The following is a 15,081-nucleotide window of genomic DNA, read 5'->3' as shown; positions in this document are numbered from 1 at the left end:
TCAGGATTTGGAACGGGTCGAGGCTCGGCTACGGCCCCAAAAGGAGGCATCATGAAAAGGATTCTCGTATCTGTGTTTCTCGCTGTCGCTATGCTGTCCGGCTCCGCCGTTGTGGGCCATGCTGACGAAGAAGGCCCCAGGCCCCCCAAAAAAGTCCAGCGGGTGCGCCACCATAAAGCCGCGCCCAGGGTTATGCAGCAGGCTCCGGCCCCGGTCATGGCCGTGGCCCCAGCCCCAGTCCGCATGGTTCCGACCATATGCCCGGGGCAGCCGTACATCATGGCTGAGGCCTGGACCACCACGCCCATGTGGTCGGCCAAGGCCGGCTTCACGGGTCTGCCCCTCCGCAATTGCGAAGGCACGTACTGCGGCGAGCTGGCCAAGCTGGCCATCGGCACCCGGGTCGACGTCTTAGTGGACGACCGCGAAGGCTGGGCCCTGGTGCATGTGCCAAGCTCCGACATGTGCGGCTGGGTCAACACCAACAACATCTTCCAGAATACCTGCGGTCCGGCCCTCTAGTCTTTGCCATGTCGGGAAGGCGTCACCGTTGGCGCCTTCCCGACACCGCCCCCCGCTCTCTGACCGACTTGGCCTCACACACGCGCCTGGGCCGACTGGTGGACGCTGTAGACAATGACGCTCTGGCGTCACCCTTTAGCTATCAAATAAGTCCTTGGGTATCTGAAAGCCAACAGAGGAAAAAGCCCAAGTTCTTCCTCAACCGTCCCACGTTGTCTCAAATAACACGCTTGTTCTTTCGCGTTATGGCGACCTGCTCCCGCAGGGCTGGCTGCGGCGCATCCCCATCCGGGCCACGAGCTCGGCGTGGGCGGCCAGTTCCTCTTCGTCTTTTCCAAGCCTGCCCAGTGTGTTGCCTATGGCCGTCGGGCTTTCCCCGTCCCCGATGCATGGCGGCGCAAAGGAGTCCGTCGCCCTTTTGGCCGGCCTAAAGACAGCGCTTCACGAACTCGTGGTCGACAGCGGGCGTGGCGGCCGGAGGCGTTGCCGCCCCTCCCTCCTTGACTCTGCGTTCGACCAGCTTTCGGGCCTGGGCCATTTCTTCCGGCGTCGGATCGGACTTCGACTTGACCCTGTATCGAATTAAAAATAACAGTTGATGCAATAAAATGTAGGCTTAAATCCAAACAGAACTTGAAGGATCACTGAAATGAGCTCACCACAACCAAATTTCTGTCCGATTTGTCTTTGTGCCAACAACGTCACATGTAAGAATTTTCGAACCCAGCGAGATAGTTATGGGTTTTATTGTCAAGCATGTGGTTCATTTGAGATTACTGAATCTGCTTATGTTAGTTTTTTTGAAAATGGAACATCCAAACTAACGCCAGTTCAACGAAGATGCTTATCACATTCGTTATGCACCTATCGCGACACCTACGAAGCTATTATCATTACGACTAGCTGGATTGAAAAATTTCTTATCAATTGCTATCTCCCGACCGCGTCTATCCAGGCATCTAACCTTATACGATTGCTAGGAGATAAAGTCCGTGAAACAGGTGTCGGCCACTTTATAGACGATGTCATCGATTCGGTGCGAATCGGAGCATTCAACGTTCCAATGTTCAATAATCTTCGATTAGAACTTGAAAAGTACGGGTTAATCCAACCTTTAGAGTGTGATACCATTCCTAATCCTCGATCCCCAGGGTTTATCAAAGGAGATCGATATGGTCTTACCCTCAAAGGATGGGAACGCTATGAAGCAGAAAGACAAGGATTAGTTGCTGGAAAGTATGGTTTTATTGCCATGAAATTTGGTGATGCAACTTTAGATAAATTTATTTCAGATATCATCAAGCCTGTCGTTAAAGAGTCAATAAATTATGACCTCATCGATTTAAGAGATGTAGCCCGCGCCGGAATAATTGACAATATAATGCGTGAAAAAATCAGAGATTCTGCCTTTGTAATTGCCGACCTTACGCACGACAACTATGGTGCCTATTGGGAAGCAGGATACGCTGAAGGCCTTGGGAAACCCGTTATATATTTATGTGAAAAAACAAAATTTGACAACGCAAAAACTCATTTCGATACGAATCATTGCACAACAGTATTATGGTCAGAGGGTGATCATGAATTGAGTTCTGCTGAATTAGTTGCAACACTGAGGCGATCACTAAATCTTTTCCCTTCATCAAAATCAATCTGACAATTTTATCAGATATACTGAACTTAAAATTCATCGTTTACTTTCCATGGAAATTTCTCAAAAGTACACATCAATTATTTTCGTCTATATCGTTATAAATTTCTATACTACCTCTCCAAATCACAAATACAGACCCACGCCCTTCCTATTTTCCTGGACGACGTGGGCTTGTCTGCATAACTGTCCTGAATCTCAGCTAGATATGCTATTTCTTCTCCAACACAATCCTCTCCTCTTCCAGGCAGGAGACCTTGAACTCATCGCCCTGGGCTAGCCAAGTGGTGGTATTAACTCAAGTCCACAGACTCACCGATTCAGCGACAATACTTTTAGGGACAACTATAGGGGCAACATAATATTTTCAAATTAGACAAGTATATAAAAACCCTCACTTATGCATTTAATTCGAATCCTACATTGCCCACCAAAACCGAAGTCAAAGGGTCGCGACATACCGTCGCGACCCTTTTTTTGTTGCCGGCGCACATCGTGAGGGAAAGGAAACGTTGACCGCCTTTACTTCACGGCCGCTCGATACGCCTTGGTCCGCTGGCAGCGGCGGCAGGTGACGGCATTGGGGTCGGTGGTCCCGGATGCGCCGTAAAGACGCAATTCGCCGCAAGCCACGACGCCGGATAAAGAAACATCCTGGTCGGCGAGATCAAAATGAACCGTGTTCAGCGCAAGCTGTCGGGACGTTGGAAAGATGTGGGCTGGCTGCATAGCGTCCTCTGCAGTGAAAGGGTTGGGCGGACGGCGAGACGCGTATTCAGGAAAGGAGTGCAGCGTAGGTGTCGGGTTGAAAGAATATCCGTTATAATTTGACCCCTTGATGTGCCTCAACGCTTCTTTGGCCGGCCCGGCATCGCCTTATCGGGCGACACAGGGGGCCACAGGCCGTCGGCCCATCTTCCATCTTCACCTGGACAGGCCTGCCCCTCTCCCGTATTCTTTATCTATGCACGAAAATGTCGTCCTCGCAATCATGCCAAATCGTGTGGCCGTCGCTGCCGGGTATGCGTCCCTGTCCGGCGCTCCACTGCAACAGGCAGTATCCCGGACAAGAAATCAATGCTCTGTACCCTCGCCCTCCTGGCAAGTCTGGTGTCCATGCCTAAAGACATGGTGACAGCTGCCCTTAAAAGCTACGAGAATGTGGCCTCCTACCGCGTCACCCTGCGGGTCATGCACGGCAATTCAAACGAAATTATCCAGTATTCCTTCAAAAAACCAGGCTTTGTCCGCATGGATTTCGTCCGGCCGCACAAAGGCGCGGTTCTCGTGTACGACCCCGCTGCCAACCGGGTACGGCTGCAGCCCTTTGGCATTTCCAAAGCCTTTGCCCTTTCCCTGAGTCCGGACAGCCGGCTGGTCAAAAGCCCTTCCGGCCATCAGGTGAACGAGTCCGACATCGGGGCGCTGCTTAGGCGGGTGCTGCTGCTCCAAAAACAGGGACTGGCAACGGTCCAGGGCGAGGAGTCCGTGGGCGGCAAAGCGACCGTCCTGGTCAACATCGAGGGCAAAGACGGCTTCTCCCTGGACGCCACCCACCGCTTTCTCCTGAATCTCGACGCTGTCACTCTCCTGCCGCTCCAGGTGCGCACCTACGACGTGGCCGGCAACCTGCTCGAAGAAGTGCTCATGGACGACCTGGAAACCGACGTCCGCTTTGACGACCGTTTCTTCACGCCCTAGCCCTTCTCTCCACACGAACAAAGGTTGCCCCCAGGTGCCGGGCCAGCCCCTGGGCTCCCCAGGCCATGATCCGGCCATGATTCCAACAGACCAGCGGCCGGGCGACGCTCGCCAGGAACTTGAGCCGGGGAGCCGTGGCGCGCACCCGCCACTCGTGGCGCACCACGGTGATCCCGTCCTCAAAGGCGAACCGCCAAATCCCGGTGCCCGTCACATCTCCCGAGGCTTCGCCCTGGATCATAACCAGGGGTTCAATCCGACTGATCGTCAGTTCCGTCATCAACCGGTACGGAAGTGCCCCCTTCCACACAAACCGCTGCTTGCTTCCGATGCCGTCCGCCCCGCCCCTGTCCAACTCCTCGGCAACCTCCAGGCCGCGCCACCATTGCGGCCAAGCCACCGGCCGGGTGATGGCATCCCATACTTCGGTCAAGCCGGAGCCGATGCGCCAAAGCGTGACCAAATCAAATTGAACCATACGATACCCCGCGGCGTGCACAGGCGAAAGCCGGACTGCCTTCCCATATGCGTCCAATTGACTGGTCATGACCAGGAATTTTTTCTAAGAATTCTCATCTGGCTGGATTGCTTGCGTCCGTCCCAGGCGCCTCGGACAAATACCCATGACACGAGACCGGGAGACGACAGGACAGGGCTCGTAAACGACCGGCCAAACAGGTAGAACGAAAACAACCGGGTGACAAAGACCAAAACCGCCAATGGAGTCGAAAAACGTCAGAACACGCGCGAGGTGAAGCCGTGGCCGCGAAAGACTTTCACAAGCTGATGCAGTGTTTTCTGGAAATCAATGCCAAGGACATAAGCGAGATCTGGGACACCATCGAGAAGAACAAGACCAGCGCCAAGCCCAAGCATGACGTGGGCGAGTGGCACTCCAACGACGGCAAGGTCTTTACCCTGGAAACCGGCATCCTCAACACCGGCGGCCGGATGCTCAAAGTCGCCATCGGCCCGGACGGCAAATTCGTCACAACCATCATTTTGCCGGACATGGATTAACAAACGCCTGCTGCCGCCGGCAGACCGAAAAGGCCTCTTTACACATGATTGAAAAGTACGCCCGTCTTCTCGCCCAGGAACTTTCCATCAAGGACGCCCAGGTGGCGGCTGTCGCCCGGTTGCTGGCTGAGGGGGCCACAGTCCCGTTTATCGCCCGCTACCGCAAGGAAGCCTCCGGCTCCCTGGACGAAGTGGCCGTGGCCACCATCCGGGACCGGCTGGCCCAGCTCACCGAACTCGACAAACGCCGGGAAGCCATCCTCGGTTCCCTGGGCGAACGCGACCTGCTCACCGACGCCCTGGCCCGGGCCATTGCCGACGCCCCGGATATGGCCCGGCTGGAAGATCTCTATCTGCCCTATCGTCCCAAACGCCGGACCAGGGCGGCCATGGCCCGGGAACGCGGCCTGGAGCCGCTGGCGAAGGCCCTGCTGCGCCAAACGGGCCTCGATCCGCAAAGCGAAGCCCGGCGCTTCGTTGACCCGGAAAAAGGGGTGGCGGACACCGACGCCGCCCTGGCCGGAGCCCGGGACATCATCGCCGAAACGGTCACCGAGGACGCCCGGGTTCGCGGGGCCGTGCGCGAACTCTTCACCCGGCGCAGCCGCTTCGTCTCCCGGGTGGTCAAGGGCAAGGAAGCGGCCGGCGGCAACTTCCGGGATTTTTTCGACTGGGACGAGGCCGTGCGCGCCATTGCCGGACACCGGGTCCTGGCCATGTTTCGCGGCGAACGCGAGGGCATCTTGTCCCTTGGCCTGCGTCCGCCCGAGGCCGAGGCCCTGGCCCTGGTCAACCGCCTGACCGTCACCGGCAATACGGCCGACAGCCGGGAAGTGGCCACGGCCGTGGAGGACGGCTACAAGCGGCTCCTTGGGCCGTCGCTGGAAAACGAACTGCGCGCCGCCGTCAAGGCCCGGGCCGACAGCGAAGCCATCGGGGTCTTCACGGCCAATCTGCGCGACCTGCTCCTGGCCGCACCGCTGGGCCAGTCCCGGGTGCTGGCCCTGGACCCGGGCTTTCGCACCGGGGCCAAACTGGCCGTGCTCGATGCCCAGGGGGCGCTCCTGTATCACACCACCATCTTCCCCACCGGCTCCCCGCGTCAGGCCGAGGAAGCAGCGGTCGTCGTGCGCGAACTGTGCGCCAAATACGCTGTCCAGGCCGTGGCTGTCGGCAACGGCACGGCCGGCCGGGAAACCGAGCGCTTTGTTGGCGGTCTGGGCTTGTCGCTGCCGGTCATCATGGTCAACGAGGCCGGGGCGTCCATCTATTCGGCTTCGGAAGTGGCCCGGCGGGAGTTTCCCGACCTCGATCTGACGGTGCGCGGCGCGGTGAGCATCGGCCGACGGCTCATGGACCCCCTGGCCGAGCTGGTCAAGATCGACCCCAAATCCATCGGGGTCGGGCAATACCAGCACGATGTGGACCAGACGGCCCTCAAACAGGCCCTGGACGAGGTGGTGGCCAGTTGCGTCAATGCGGTTGGCGTGGACCTCAACACGGCCAGCCTCGAGCTGCTCGCCTTTGTCTCCGGGCTTGGGCCGTCCCTGGCCGCCAACATCCTGGCCCACCGCCTGGAGCATGGGCCATTTCGGTCCCGGGCCGAACTGCGCAAGGTCAAGCGCTTGGGACCCAAGGCCTTTGAACAGGCGGCCGGGTTCTTGCGGCTTCGCGGCGGCCCGGTCCTGGACGCCACGGCCGTGCACCCGGAACGCTACGGATTGGTCGCGCGCATGGCCTCCCAGGCGGCCTGCACCGTGGCCGAACTGGTGGCCGACGCAACTGCCCGGGCGCGCATCGATGTGGCCCAATTTATCGCCGACGACGTGGGGGAAGCGACACTTGGCGACATCATGGCCGAGCTGGCCCGTCCCGGCCGCGATCCGCGCCCGGCCTTCAGCGCCTTCGCCTTTGCCGAAGGCGTGGAGGACATCGCCGATCTGCGGCCCGGAATGCGTCTGCCGGGACTGGTCACCAACGTGGCCAGCTTCGGGGCTTTTGTGGACATTGGCGTCCACCGCGACGGCTTGGTCCATGTGAGCCATCTGGCCGACACCTACGTTGCCGACCCGTCACGGGTGGTGCGTGTCGGCAAGGAGGTGCTCGTCACCGTCCTTGAGGTCGACCGGGAGCGCGGCCGCATCAGCCTGAGCCTTAAAAGCGATCCCTTAGGCGAGGCGGGCCGCCGGGCCTAAGCGCCTGGAGCGGCAAACCGCTCTCGGCCCTGGCCTGGCTTTCTCCCCAATCTTTTCCCAAATCTGTAAACTACCGGTCATTCCCAACACAGGCACAGCGCCGGATATCCGGCGCTGTGCCTGTGTCTGTCCGCCGCTCAAATCCTTCGCCAGCGACAAGAGTACGACAAAATCCTGAAAACCTGAGGCTTGGCGCGCGGATTTTTCACCGCAGGCGCTGGAGTCCGGCCCCGACGCCGGCCCGGCCGCGACCGACAGCCTACACAAATACCAAACAATTTTGTCGTAGTACGACCGACATTTTTGTTTGAAGCAGCCGGTCCGCGAGCTCCAGGATTTTGTTCAAAATAAAGTTATTCTTTAATTTCAGAGCATTAACTCCAATACATCACGACACGTACGCGCTGGCATGACTCTTGCCTAAGGAGGAACATTCCAACTTTGCAGCAGGAGGCATTACAAAATGCGCAAGATCGCTATTTACGGCAAGGGCGGCATCGGCAAGTCCACCACCACGCAGAACACCGTCGCCGGCCTGGCGGAGATGGGCAAGAAGGTCATGGTGGTCGGCTGCGATCCCAAGGCCGACTCCACCCGGCTCCTCCTGCACGGGCTGGCCCAGAAGACCGTTCTCGACACCCTGCGTGAGGAAGGCGAAGACGTCGATCTCGACGATATCCTCAAGGAAGGCTACGGCGGCACCATGTGCACCGAGTCCGGCGGCCCCGAGCCCGGAGTTGGCTGCGCCGGCCGCGGTATCATCACCTCGATCAACCTGCTTGAGCAGCTTGGTGCCTACGAGGAAGAAAAGCAGCTCGACTACGTCTTCTACGACGTCCTCGGCGACGTTGTGTGCGGTGGTTTCGCCATGCCCATCCGCGATGGCAAGGCCGAAGAGATCTACATCGTCTGCTCCGGCGAGATGATGGCCATGTACGCCGCCAACAACATCTGCAAGGGCATCGTCAAGTACGCCGACACCGGCGGCGTGCGTCTGGGCGGCATCATCTGCAACAGCCGTAAGGTCGATTTCGAAAAGGAAATGATCGAAGAGCTGTGCCGCCAGATCGGTACCCAGATGATTCACTTCATGCCGCGAGAAAACCAGGTGCAGCGGGCTGAGATCAACCGCAAGACCGTCATCGACTACTCCCCCGAGCATCCCCAGGCCGACGAGTACCGCGCCCTGGCCAAAAAGATCGACGAGAACAAGATGCTGGTCATCCCCAAGCCCTTGGAAATGGCCCAGCTCGAAAAGCTGCTCGTCGACTTCGGCATCGCCAACTAGGCGCGCCACCGATCCGCAACACAACACACGCACGCAAGGAGTATTCGATATGTTGACCATGGTGAGAGCAATCGTCCGCCCCGAGAAGACCGATGAAGTCCTGGCCGCCCTGATGGATGCCGGTTTCCCCGCAGTCACCAAGTTCAACGTGGCCGGTCGCGGCAAGCAGCGCGGCATCAAGATCGGCGAGATCCAGTACGACGAAATTCCCAAAGTCATGCTGATCTGCGTCGTGGAAGAAAGCGACAAGGAATTCGTGATCAAGACCATCATGGAAGCAGCCCGTACCGGCTCCAAGGGTGCCTTCGGCGACGGCAAGATCTTCATCAGCCCGGTTGGCGAGATGTACACCATCTCCTCCGGCGTCAAGGAAGCCTAAGGGGGCGCGTCATGATGGAGATAATGGCGGTTATCCGCATGAACAAGATGAATCAGACCAAGAAGGCCCTGGCCGATGCTGGCATCCCGGCCTTTGTGGCCCGCGAAGGCTACGGACGCGGCAAGGGTCTGGTCAATCAGGCCGTGCTTGACGGCGCGGCGGCCGGAAACGAGGAAGCCATTGCACTCCTCGGCACCAAGGGCCGCCTCTATCCCAAGCGCATCATTTCAATCGTGGTCCCGGACAATCAGGTCAAAGAAGCTGTGGACGCCCTGATAAGCGTCAACAAGACCGGCCAGGCCGGCGACGGCAAGATCTTTGTGATGCCCGTCTCCGACTCCATCCGGGTCAGGACCGGCGAAGCCGGCGAAGCGGCTATTGTCTAGCCGGCACGGCGGACGTCCCCGGACCCCTTAGACCTAATGAGGTAGCACCGAGATGAGCACCAAGCCCACCAATGTCGAAGAGATCAAGAAGGAATTGATCGCCAAGATGCCCACCAAGGTCGCGCGCAAGCGGGCCAAGTCCATCCTCCCGGGCACCGAAATGGGCGAACCGATTCCTGAAATACAGTCCAACGTCCGCACCATCCCCGGCATCATCACCCAGCGCGGCTGCACCTACGCCGGCTGCAAGGGCGTCGTTCTCGGCCCCTCCCGGGACATCATCAACCTGACCCACGGTCCCATCGGCTGCGGCTTCTACTCCTGGCTGACCCGCCGCAACCAGACCGAGGCCGGCCCGGACGGCGAAAACTTCATCCCCTACTCCTTCTCTACGGACATGACCGAGCACGACATCGTGTTCGGCGGTGAAAAGAAGCTGCGCGCGGCCATCCAGGAAGCTTTCGACACCTTCCATCCCAAGGCCATCTCCATCTTCTCCACCTGTCCGGTCGGCCTCATCGGCGATGACATCCACGCCGTTGCCCGCACCATGCAGGAAGAGCTTGGCATCACCATCTTCGCCAACTCCTGCGAAGGTTATAAGGGCGTGTCCCAGTCCGCCGGCCACCACATCGCCAACAACCAGATCATGAAGCACGTCATCGGTACGGACGACACCACCCCGATCGAAGGCAAATTCAAGGTCAACATGCTTGGCGAGTACAACATCGGCGGCGATGCCTTCGAGATCGAGCGTATTTTGGAAAAGTGCGGCTTCACCCTGGTTGCCACCTTCTCCGGCAACTCCACGGTGCAGGACTTCCGGGTGGCCCACAACGCCGACCTCAATACCGTCATGTGCCACCGCTCGCTCAACTACGTGGCCGAGATGATGGAAACCAAGTTCGGCATTCCCTGGATCAAGGTGAACTTCATCGGGGCCGAAGCTTCTGCCAAGTCGCTGCGCCGCATGGCCGCCTACTTCGAGGATCAGGAACTGATCGACCGGGTCGAGGCTGTCATTGCCGAGGAACTGATTGCCGTCAACAAGGTCGTGGAAGAAATCAAGCCGCGCACCGAAGGCAAGACCGCTATGCTCTTCGTCGGCGGCTCCCGGGCCCACCACTACCAGGAACTGTTCAAGGAATTGGGCATGAAGATCCTGGGCGCGGGCTACGAGTTCGCCCACCGCGACGACTATGAAGGCCGGCACGTGCTGCCCAACATCAAGGTCGACGCCGACTCGCGCAACATCGAAGAGCTGGAGATCCTCCCCGATCCCGAGCGCTTCAAGCCCCGCAAGACCGAAGAGGAGATGGCCAGACTCAACGAGAAGGGCGTCGACTTCAAGGGCTACGAGGGCATGATCGAGGGCATGGGCAAGAACGCCATGGTCATCGACGACATCAACCACTACGAGACCGAAAAGCTCCTTGAGATCTACAGGCCCGACATCTTCTGCGCCGGCATCAAGGAAAAGTACATCGTCCAGAAAATGGGCATTCCGCTGAAGCAGTTGCACAACTACGACATGGGCGGTCCCTACGCCGGGTTCAACGGAGCCATCAACTGGTACCGCGACATCGACCGCATGGTGAACACCAAGGTCTGGAATCTCATCAAGGCCCCCTGGCAGTCCACCGGCCCTGAGCTCGAAGCCACCTACGTGGCCTAGCAACGAACGCGATCTGCGAGAAAGGAAAGCATTATGGCTCTCTTAAGACATACCACCGGCGAGATCAAGGAACGCTCCGCGCTCACCGTCAACCCGGCCAAGACCTGCCAGCCCGTCGGCGCCATGTACGCGGCCCTTGGCGTCAAGGGATGTTTCCCCCACAGCCACGGTTCCCAGGGCTGCTGCGCCTACCATCGCTCCGCCCTGACCCGGCACTACAAGGAGCCGGTCGTGGCCGGAACCTCCTCCTTCACCGAAGGTTCCTCGGTGTTCGGCGGCCAGTCCAACCTGATCACGGCCATCGACAACATCTTCACCCTCTATGACCCCGAGGTCATCGCCATCCACACCACCTGCCTCTCCGAGACCATCGGCGACGATCTGCGCCAGATCTCCCAGAAGGCCATCGACGACGGCAAGGTGCCCGACGGCAAGCACATCATCTACGCCAGCACGCCGAGCTACGTCGGCACCCATGTCACCGGCTACGCCAACATGGTCAAGGGCATCCTCAAGGGCTTCGTCAAAAAGACCGGCACGCCAAACGGCAAGCTCAACATCATCCCGGGCTTTTGCGAACCGTCCGACATGGCCGAAATGCGCCGCTTAGCCGGCATGATGGGCATCGACATCACCATGGTGCCCGACACCAACGGCGTCTTAAACGGCCCGCTGACCGGTCACTATGAGATGTACCCCAACGCCGGAGCCACCCCGGCTGAGATCGCCACCATGGGCGACTCCATCGCCACCATCGGCCTTGGCCGCTGGGCCACCACCGAGGCGGTCAACTACCTCGACTCCGAGTTCAAGGTTCCGGGCAAGGTGCTGCCGCTGCCGATCGGCCTCAAGGCCACCGACGCCTTCGTGGACATGATGCGCCGTCTGACCGGCAAGGACGTGCCGGACTCCATCAACTTCGAGCGCGGCCAGGTCGTGGACATCCTCTCCGACTACAGCCAGTACTTCTACGGCAAGAAAGTGGCCATGGCCGGCGACCCCGACCAGATCCTGGCCCTGGTTGAGTTCTGCGTCACCCTGGGCATGATCCCGGCCTACACGGTCACGGGCACGGCCGGAAAGTACTTTGACGAACGCATGACGGAACTGCTCAAAGACGTGCCGTATGACTGCAAGTTCAAGTGCGGCGGCGAAGCCGACATGTTCCTGCTGCACCAGTGGGTGAAAAACGACCCGGTCGACCTGCTCATTGGCAACACGTACCTCAAGTACATCGCCCGCGATGAGGACATCCCGCTCATTCGCCACGGCTTCCCGATCCTTGACCGCGTCGGCCACCAGTACTTCCCCACGGTCGGCTACTCCGGAGCCATGCGACTGATGGAGAAGTTCCTGGAAGCCCTCCTCGATCGTCTGGACCGCGACGCCCCCGAGACCCGGTTCGAGCTCCAGCTGTAACAGTGAGTACGCCCGGTGTGATGTCCTCGAAGCGCCCTAACCGCTCTTTCGAGGACATCACACCGGGACAAAGTTTCCACCAGTTGAAATTCTGTCGGATTTTTATTGGACGCAACACGAGGGAGACGCACGGAACATGGAAAAGCCGCAATACCTGATCAACGTCTGCGCGAGCTTTCGCGTCAAGGGCGAGGCCAAGGGCATCTGCCACAAAAAGGGATCGCACAACCTGCTTGGCTACATGGAAGAAGGCATTCTCGACCGGGACATTGACGCCCGCGTGGTCAGCACCGGATGCCTGAAGCAGTGCGAAGACGGACCGGTTGTGGTCGTTATGCCCAATAACTGGTGGTACAAAGAGATCGACAGCGAAGATAAAGTGGATGAGTTGCTCGACGCCCTGGAAAAGGGCGAAGCCTGCGAAGACTATTTGTTTACGTAAAGCCGGTTTGCCAACCGCTTGGATTGGATTCCCGATAGACGCCGCCCCGCTGTTACGGACCCAGCGGGGCGGCTTTTTTAGACCGCACCGTTCCCGCTTTCGGGCCACCCCGCCCCCACCACCTCATAATGCCGCACCACCGTCTCCGGGACGATCTCATACACGTCGTCGCCCGGATAGAGCACCGCTCGCCCGATGTCCTCGCCGGCAAAGGCTTGGACGTCCTCAAGCGATGTCCAGTAGGTCACAAGCGTCACTTCAATTTCGCCTTCAAGCTCCCGCTCAAGAATTTGATAGCCGCAAAAACCCGGCAGCACCGAGGTCTCGGCCACGCCGGTGGCATAGAGATGCTTGAGAAACCCGTCGCGGTGCTTCCCAGGGCACAGGCATTTCCATTCCCGCGCGATCATGACAGCGCCTCCACATCCACTCGGGCCTCGTAATACGGCGTGCCCTGCCCGACTTCGCTCACCATGTCCGGGATGAGCCGGTTGACGCCCTGGCCGGTCTTTTGCCAGCCGCCCCGGTCACAGGCCACCACGTCCGGGCGAAGGGTCGGGTCGTGGCGCACGGTGACGGCCAGGCTGCCAAGGGGGCTGACCATGCGGGCCGGGCTGCCGTCGGCAAGGCCCAGGCGCAGGGCCACCTCGGAGGCCATGGTCAGTTCGGCCGGGCCGTCGCCGTCGCCGGGTTCGCGCTCGGAACACAGATGGCGCGCCCCGCCGACCGTCAGCAGATGGTAGGGATAGCGCGCAGCGTCGCGGCAATCGGCGCAGGCCGTGACCTCGGTCAAAAGCTGGAAGCGGCCGGACGGGGTGTCAAACCGGCCGTTGGCCCAGGGCACCAGCGGCGCGTCCGGGATACGCACCGGGCCGCGCCACAGGTCATCCCAGGCCACGCCCTTTTCCAAGAGCGGACGCAAAAGCAGGCGCAGCCACGCTTCTTCGGATTTGACGTACTCGCCGGCAAAGGGAAAGCGCGTGGCCAGATCCATGAAAATATCGAACTGGGACCGGCACTCGCCCGGCGGATCGACAGCCCGAAGAAGCGGCCCGACCAGATTGTGGCCGAAGCTGGCCACGATGTCGCGCTGCTCATAAAAAGCGGCACAGGGCAGAAACAGGTCGGCGTGGTCGGCCGTATCATCGAGGAACATGTTCATGGTCACGACAAAGGGCACGCTGTCCAGGGCCTTTGCCACAAGGTCGGAATTGGGGGCCATGCATACCGGATTGGCTGCGGTGATGACGGCCATGCCCACAGGCGGATCGGACGCTTCCAGGATTTCCCGGCCGATCTGCGGCATGAGAAAGGTGCGCCGGGGCGGGTGGAGGTTCGTGCCCCAAAGATCCTGGTCGTACGGACCCCATTCCTCGAAGCCCTGGGACACGCCGCCGCCGGGGATGCCGATGTTGCCGGAGACGGCACCCAGGGCGTCCACGGCCCGGATCATCTCATGCCCGAGGGTGAAGCGGTGCAGGCCCCAGCCAAGGAGCGTGGCCGTGGGCCGGCCGATAATGTAGTCGCGGGCCAGGACGTCGATGGCGAGTGCGTCCACGTCGCAGGCCGCAAGCAACTCCTCGAAGGACAACCGGGCCAGGAGGTCTAAAAAAGCTTCCAGGTTGTCGGTGTATTTGGCCAGGAATTCCTGATCCTGCCAGCCTTGCTCAATAATGTACTTCGCCACAGCCAGGGCCAGGAAGGCGTCGCGGCCGGGCTTGGGCCGGATATGGACGTCGGCCAGGGCGGCCGATTCGCTGTTTCGCGGATCAATAAGCACCACCTTGGCGCCCCGCTCCCGGGCCTGGCGCAGATGCGGCATGAGCCCGAACTGGGTGGCGGCGGGATTTCTGCCCCACAAGACGATGGTGCGGGCATTGGCCAGATCGACCGGATCGTGGGAGACGCGGGGACCGTAATCCAGGCTCTGGGCGGCATAGCCTGTGCCGCCGCACAGCGTCCCGCGAAGGGTGGTGACCCCGCCGAGATGGGCGAAAAAGCGGGCATTGAGGATTTTGAGCGCCGTGCGCTCGCCAAAGCCCATATAATAGAGGATAGACTCCGGCCCAAGCCGGTCCACGCAATCCTTGAGCCGGTCGGCCATTTCGTCCAGGGCGTCTTTCCAGGAAACCGCCACCCAGGTCCCGTTGCGGCGGCGAAGCGGCGAAAGCACCCGATGGGGGCTGTTCATGCGGCGCACAAAGGCCGGAGCCTTGCGGCAGACCGTACCCAGGTTGACGGGATGGTCCGGGTTGCCGGTCAGTTTGACCACCCGGCCGTTTTCGACATGGGCCAGAAGACCGCAGGCGCTCGGGCAATCGCGGGTGCAGGTGGCAACAACGGGGGTTGCTCCGGTTGGCATGTATCCTCCTGGCGTCGCTTGCAAAGGACCACGACGACGCC

Annotated in this window: 15 protein-coding genes; 11 read left to right on the top strand and 4 right to left on the bottom strand. The window is 60.0% G+C overall.

Annotated elements, in window-relative coordinates:
• Positions 1-51: 51 nt before the first annotated feature.
• Complete coding sequence (locus DVDV_RS23065) at positions 52-522, top strand: SH3 domain-containing protein (protein WP_254845168.1); 471 nt, start codon at positions 52-54, stop codon at positions 520-522.
• A gap of 649 nt (positions 523-1,171) precedes the next feature.
• A complete protein-coding gene (locus tag DVDV_RS21955; RefSeq protein ID WP_139311460.1) occupies positions 1,172-2,179 on the top strand; it encodes a hypothetical protein in 1,008 nt (335 codons plus the stop codon).
• 516 nt (positions 2,180-2,695) lie between these two features.
• Here the strand turns inward: DVDV_RS21955 and DVDV_RS00425 are convergent.
• A complete protein-coding gene (locus DVDV_RS00425) occupies positions 2,696-2,902 on the bottom strand; it encodes a hypothetical protein (RefSeq protein ID WP_075352762.1) in 207 nt (68 codons plus the stop codon).
• Between the two features lie 387 nt (positions 2,903-3,289).
• Between DVDV_RS00425 and DVDV_RS00420 the strand changes: the two genes are divergently transcribed.
• Positions 3,290-3,874 (top strand): DUF1571 domain-containing protein, encoded by a 585-nt coding sequence (locus DVDV_RS00420; RefSeq protein ID WP_175577032.1) that lies wholly within the window; start codon positions 3,290-3,292, stop codon positions 3,872-3,874.
• Here DVDV_RS00420 and DVDV_RS00415 read toward each other — a convergent pair.
• Positions 3,864-4,352, bottom strand: coding sequence for an SRPBCC family protein (locus DVDV_RS00415; RefSeq protein WP_075352760.1), 489 nt, complete (start codon positions 4,350-4,352; stop codon positions 3,864-3,866). The two genes, DVDV_RS00420 and DVDV_RS00415, sit on opposite strands and share 11 nt — an antisense overlap.
• 281 nt (positions 4,353-4,633) lie before the next feature.
• Here DVDV_RS00415 and DVDV_RS00410 point away from each other — a divergent pair, with 281 nt between their 5' ends.
• The 8 genes from DVDV_RS00410 to DVDV_RS00375 all read left to right on the top strand — a co-directional run bounded on the left by DVDV_RS00410 (position 4,634) and on the right by DVDV_RS00375 (position 12,678).
• Positions 4,634-4,894: a hypothetical protein gene (locus tag DVDV_RS00410; RefSeq protein WP_139311459.1), complete on the top strand. Its 261-nt coding sequence runs from the start codon at positions 4,634-4,636 to the stop codon at positions 4,892-4,894.
• A gap of 44 nt (positions 4,895-4,938) precedes the next feature.
• On the top strand, positions 4,939-7,089 hold the full coding sequence (locus DVDV_RS00405) for a Tex family protein (RefSeq protein WP_075352759.1): 2,151 nt from the start codon (positions 4,939-4,941) through the stop codon (positions 7,087-7,089).
• Between the two features lie 463 nt (positions 7,090-7,552).
• The gene (gene nifH / locus DVDV_RS00400; RefSeq protein ID WP_075352758.1) at positions 7,553-8,377 is read left to right on the top strand and encodes a nitrogenase iron protein; all 825 of its coding nucleotides are present in this window, start codon (positions 7,553-7,555) and stop codon (positions 8,375-8,377) included.
• A gap of 49 nt (positions 8,378-8,426) precedes the next feature.
• Positions 8,427-8,756, top strand: coding sequence for a P-II family nitrogen regulator (locus DVDV_RS00395; protein ID WP_043631125.1), 330 nt, complete (start codon positions 8,427-8,429; stop codon positions 8,754-8,756).
• Positions 8,757-8,767: 11 nt separating this feature from the next.
• Positions 8,768-9,142, top strand: a complete 375-nt coding sequence (locus DVDV_RS00390; RefSeq protein ID WP_075352757.1) for a P-II family nitrogen regulator — start codon at positions 8,768-8,770, stop codon at positions 9,140-9,142.
• 52 nt (positions 9,143-9,194) lie between these two features.
• A complete protein-coding gene (nifD, locus tag DVDV_RS00385) occupies positions 9,195-10,817 on the top strand; it encodes a nitrogenase molybdenum-iron protein alpha chain (protein WP_075352756.1) in 1,623 nt (540 codons plus the stop codon).
• A 33-nt stretch (positions 10,818-10,850) separates the two neighbouring features.
• Entirely contained in the window at positions 10,851-12,236 is a 1,386-nt protein-coding gene (gene nifK, locus DVDV_RS00380) for a nitrogenase molybdenum-iron protein subunit beta (RefSeq protein WP_075352755.1), read from the top strand.
• 136 nt (positions 12,237-12,372) lie between these two features.
• Positions 12,373-12,678: a ferredoxin gene (locus DVDV_RS00375; RefSeq protein ID WP_043631043.1), complete on the top strand. Its 306-nt coding sequence runs from the start codon at positions 12,373-12,375 to the stop codon at positions 12,676-12,678.
• A gap of 77 nt (positions 12,679-12,755) precedes the next feature.
• Here the strand turns inward: DVDV_RS00375 and DVDV_RS00370 are convergent, their stop codons facing one another.
• Both DVDV_RS00370 and DVDV_RS00365 read right to left on the bottom strand, forming a co-directional pair.
• Positions 12,756-13,088: an antibiotic biosynthesis monooxygenase gene (locus tag DVDV_RS00370; protein WP_075352754.1), complete on the bottom strand. Its 333-nt coding sequence runs from the start codon at positions 13,086-13,088 to the stop codon at positions 12,756-12,758.
• A complete protein-coding gene (locus tag DVDV_RS00365) occupies positions 13,085-15,040 on the bottom strand; it encodes a molybdopterin-dependent oxidoreductase (protein WP_075352753.1) in 1,956 nt (651 codons plus the stop codon). Before DVDV_RS00365 ends, DVDV_RS00370 begins: the two co-directional genes overlap by 4 nt.
• Between the last annotated feature and the right edge of the window lie 41 nt (positions 15,041-15,081).

This window comes from Desulfovibrio sp. DV, from assembly GCF_001936595.1.
Lineage (GTDB): Bacteria > Desulfobacterota > Desulfovibrionia > Desulfovibrionales > Desulfovibrionaceae > Solidesulfovibrio.
The sequence above is the reverse complement of the archived record's forward strand: the minus strand, read 5'-3'. Positions and strand labels throughout refer to the sequence as shown.

Excerpts from the sequence above, each read along its gene's own strand:
- nifK (WP_075352755.1), top strand. The coding sequence starts at position 10,851 with ATGGCTCTCTTAAGACATACCACCGGCGAGATCAAGGAACGCTCCGCG.
- DVDV_RS00395 (WP_043631125.1), top strand. The coding sequence starts at position 8,427 with ATGTTGACCATGGTGAGAGCAATCGTCCGCCCCGAGAAGACCGATGAA.
- DVDV_RS21955 (WP_139311460.1), top strand. The coding sequence starts at position 1,172 with ATGAGCTCACCACAACCAAATTTCTGTCCGATTTGTCTTTGTGCCAAC.
- DVDV_RS00425 (WP_075352762.1), bottom strand. The coding sequence starts at position 2,902 with ATGCAGCCAGCCCACATCTTTCCAACGTCCCGACAGCTTGCGCTGAAC.
- DVDV_RS00390 (WP_075352757.1), top strand. The coding sequence starts at position 8,768 with ATGATGGAGATAATGGCGGTTATCCGCATGAACAAGATGAATCAGACC.
- DVDV_RS23065 (WP_254845168.1), top strand. The coding sequence starts at position 52 with ATGAAAAGGATTCTCGTATCTGTGTTTCTCGCTGTCGCTATGCTGTCC.
- nifD (WP_075352756.1), top strand. The coding sequence starts at position 9,195 with ATGAGCACCAAGCCCACCAATGTCGAAGAGATCAAGAAGGAATTGATC.
- DVDV_RS00365 (WP_075352753.1), bottom strand. The coding sequence starts at position 15,040 with ATGCCAACCGGAGCAACCCCCGTTGTTGCCACCTGCACCCGCGATTGC.
- DVDV_RS00370 (WP_075352754.1), bottom strand. The coding sequence starts at position 13,088 with ATGATCGCGCGGGAATGGAAATGCCTGTGCCCTGGGAAGCACCGCGAC.
- DVDV_RS00375 (WP_043631043.1), top strand. The coding sequence starts at position 12,373 with ATGGAAAAGCCGCAATACCTGATCAACGTCTGCGCGAGCTTTCGCGTC.
- DVDV_RS00405 (WP_075352759.1), top strand. The coding sequence starts at position 4,939 with ATGATTGAAAAGTACGCCCGTCTTCTCGCCCAGGAACTTTCCATCAAG.
- DVDV_RS00415 (WP_075352760.1), bottom strand. The coding sequence starts at position 4,352 with ATGGTTCAATTTGATTTGGTCACGCTTTGGCGCATCGGCTCCGGCTTG.
- DVDV_RS00420 (WP_175577032.1), top strand. The coding sequence starts at position 3,290 with ATGCCTAAAGACATGGTGACAGCTGCCCTTAAAAGCTACGAGAATGTG.
- nifH (WP_075352758.1), top strand. The coding sequence starts at position 7,553 with ATGCGCAAGATCGCTATTTACGGCAAGGGCGGCATCGGCAAGTCCACC.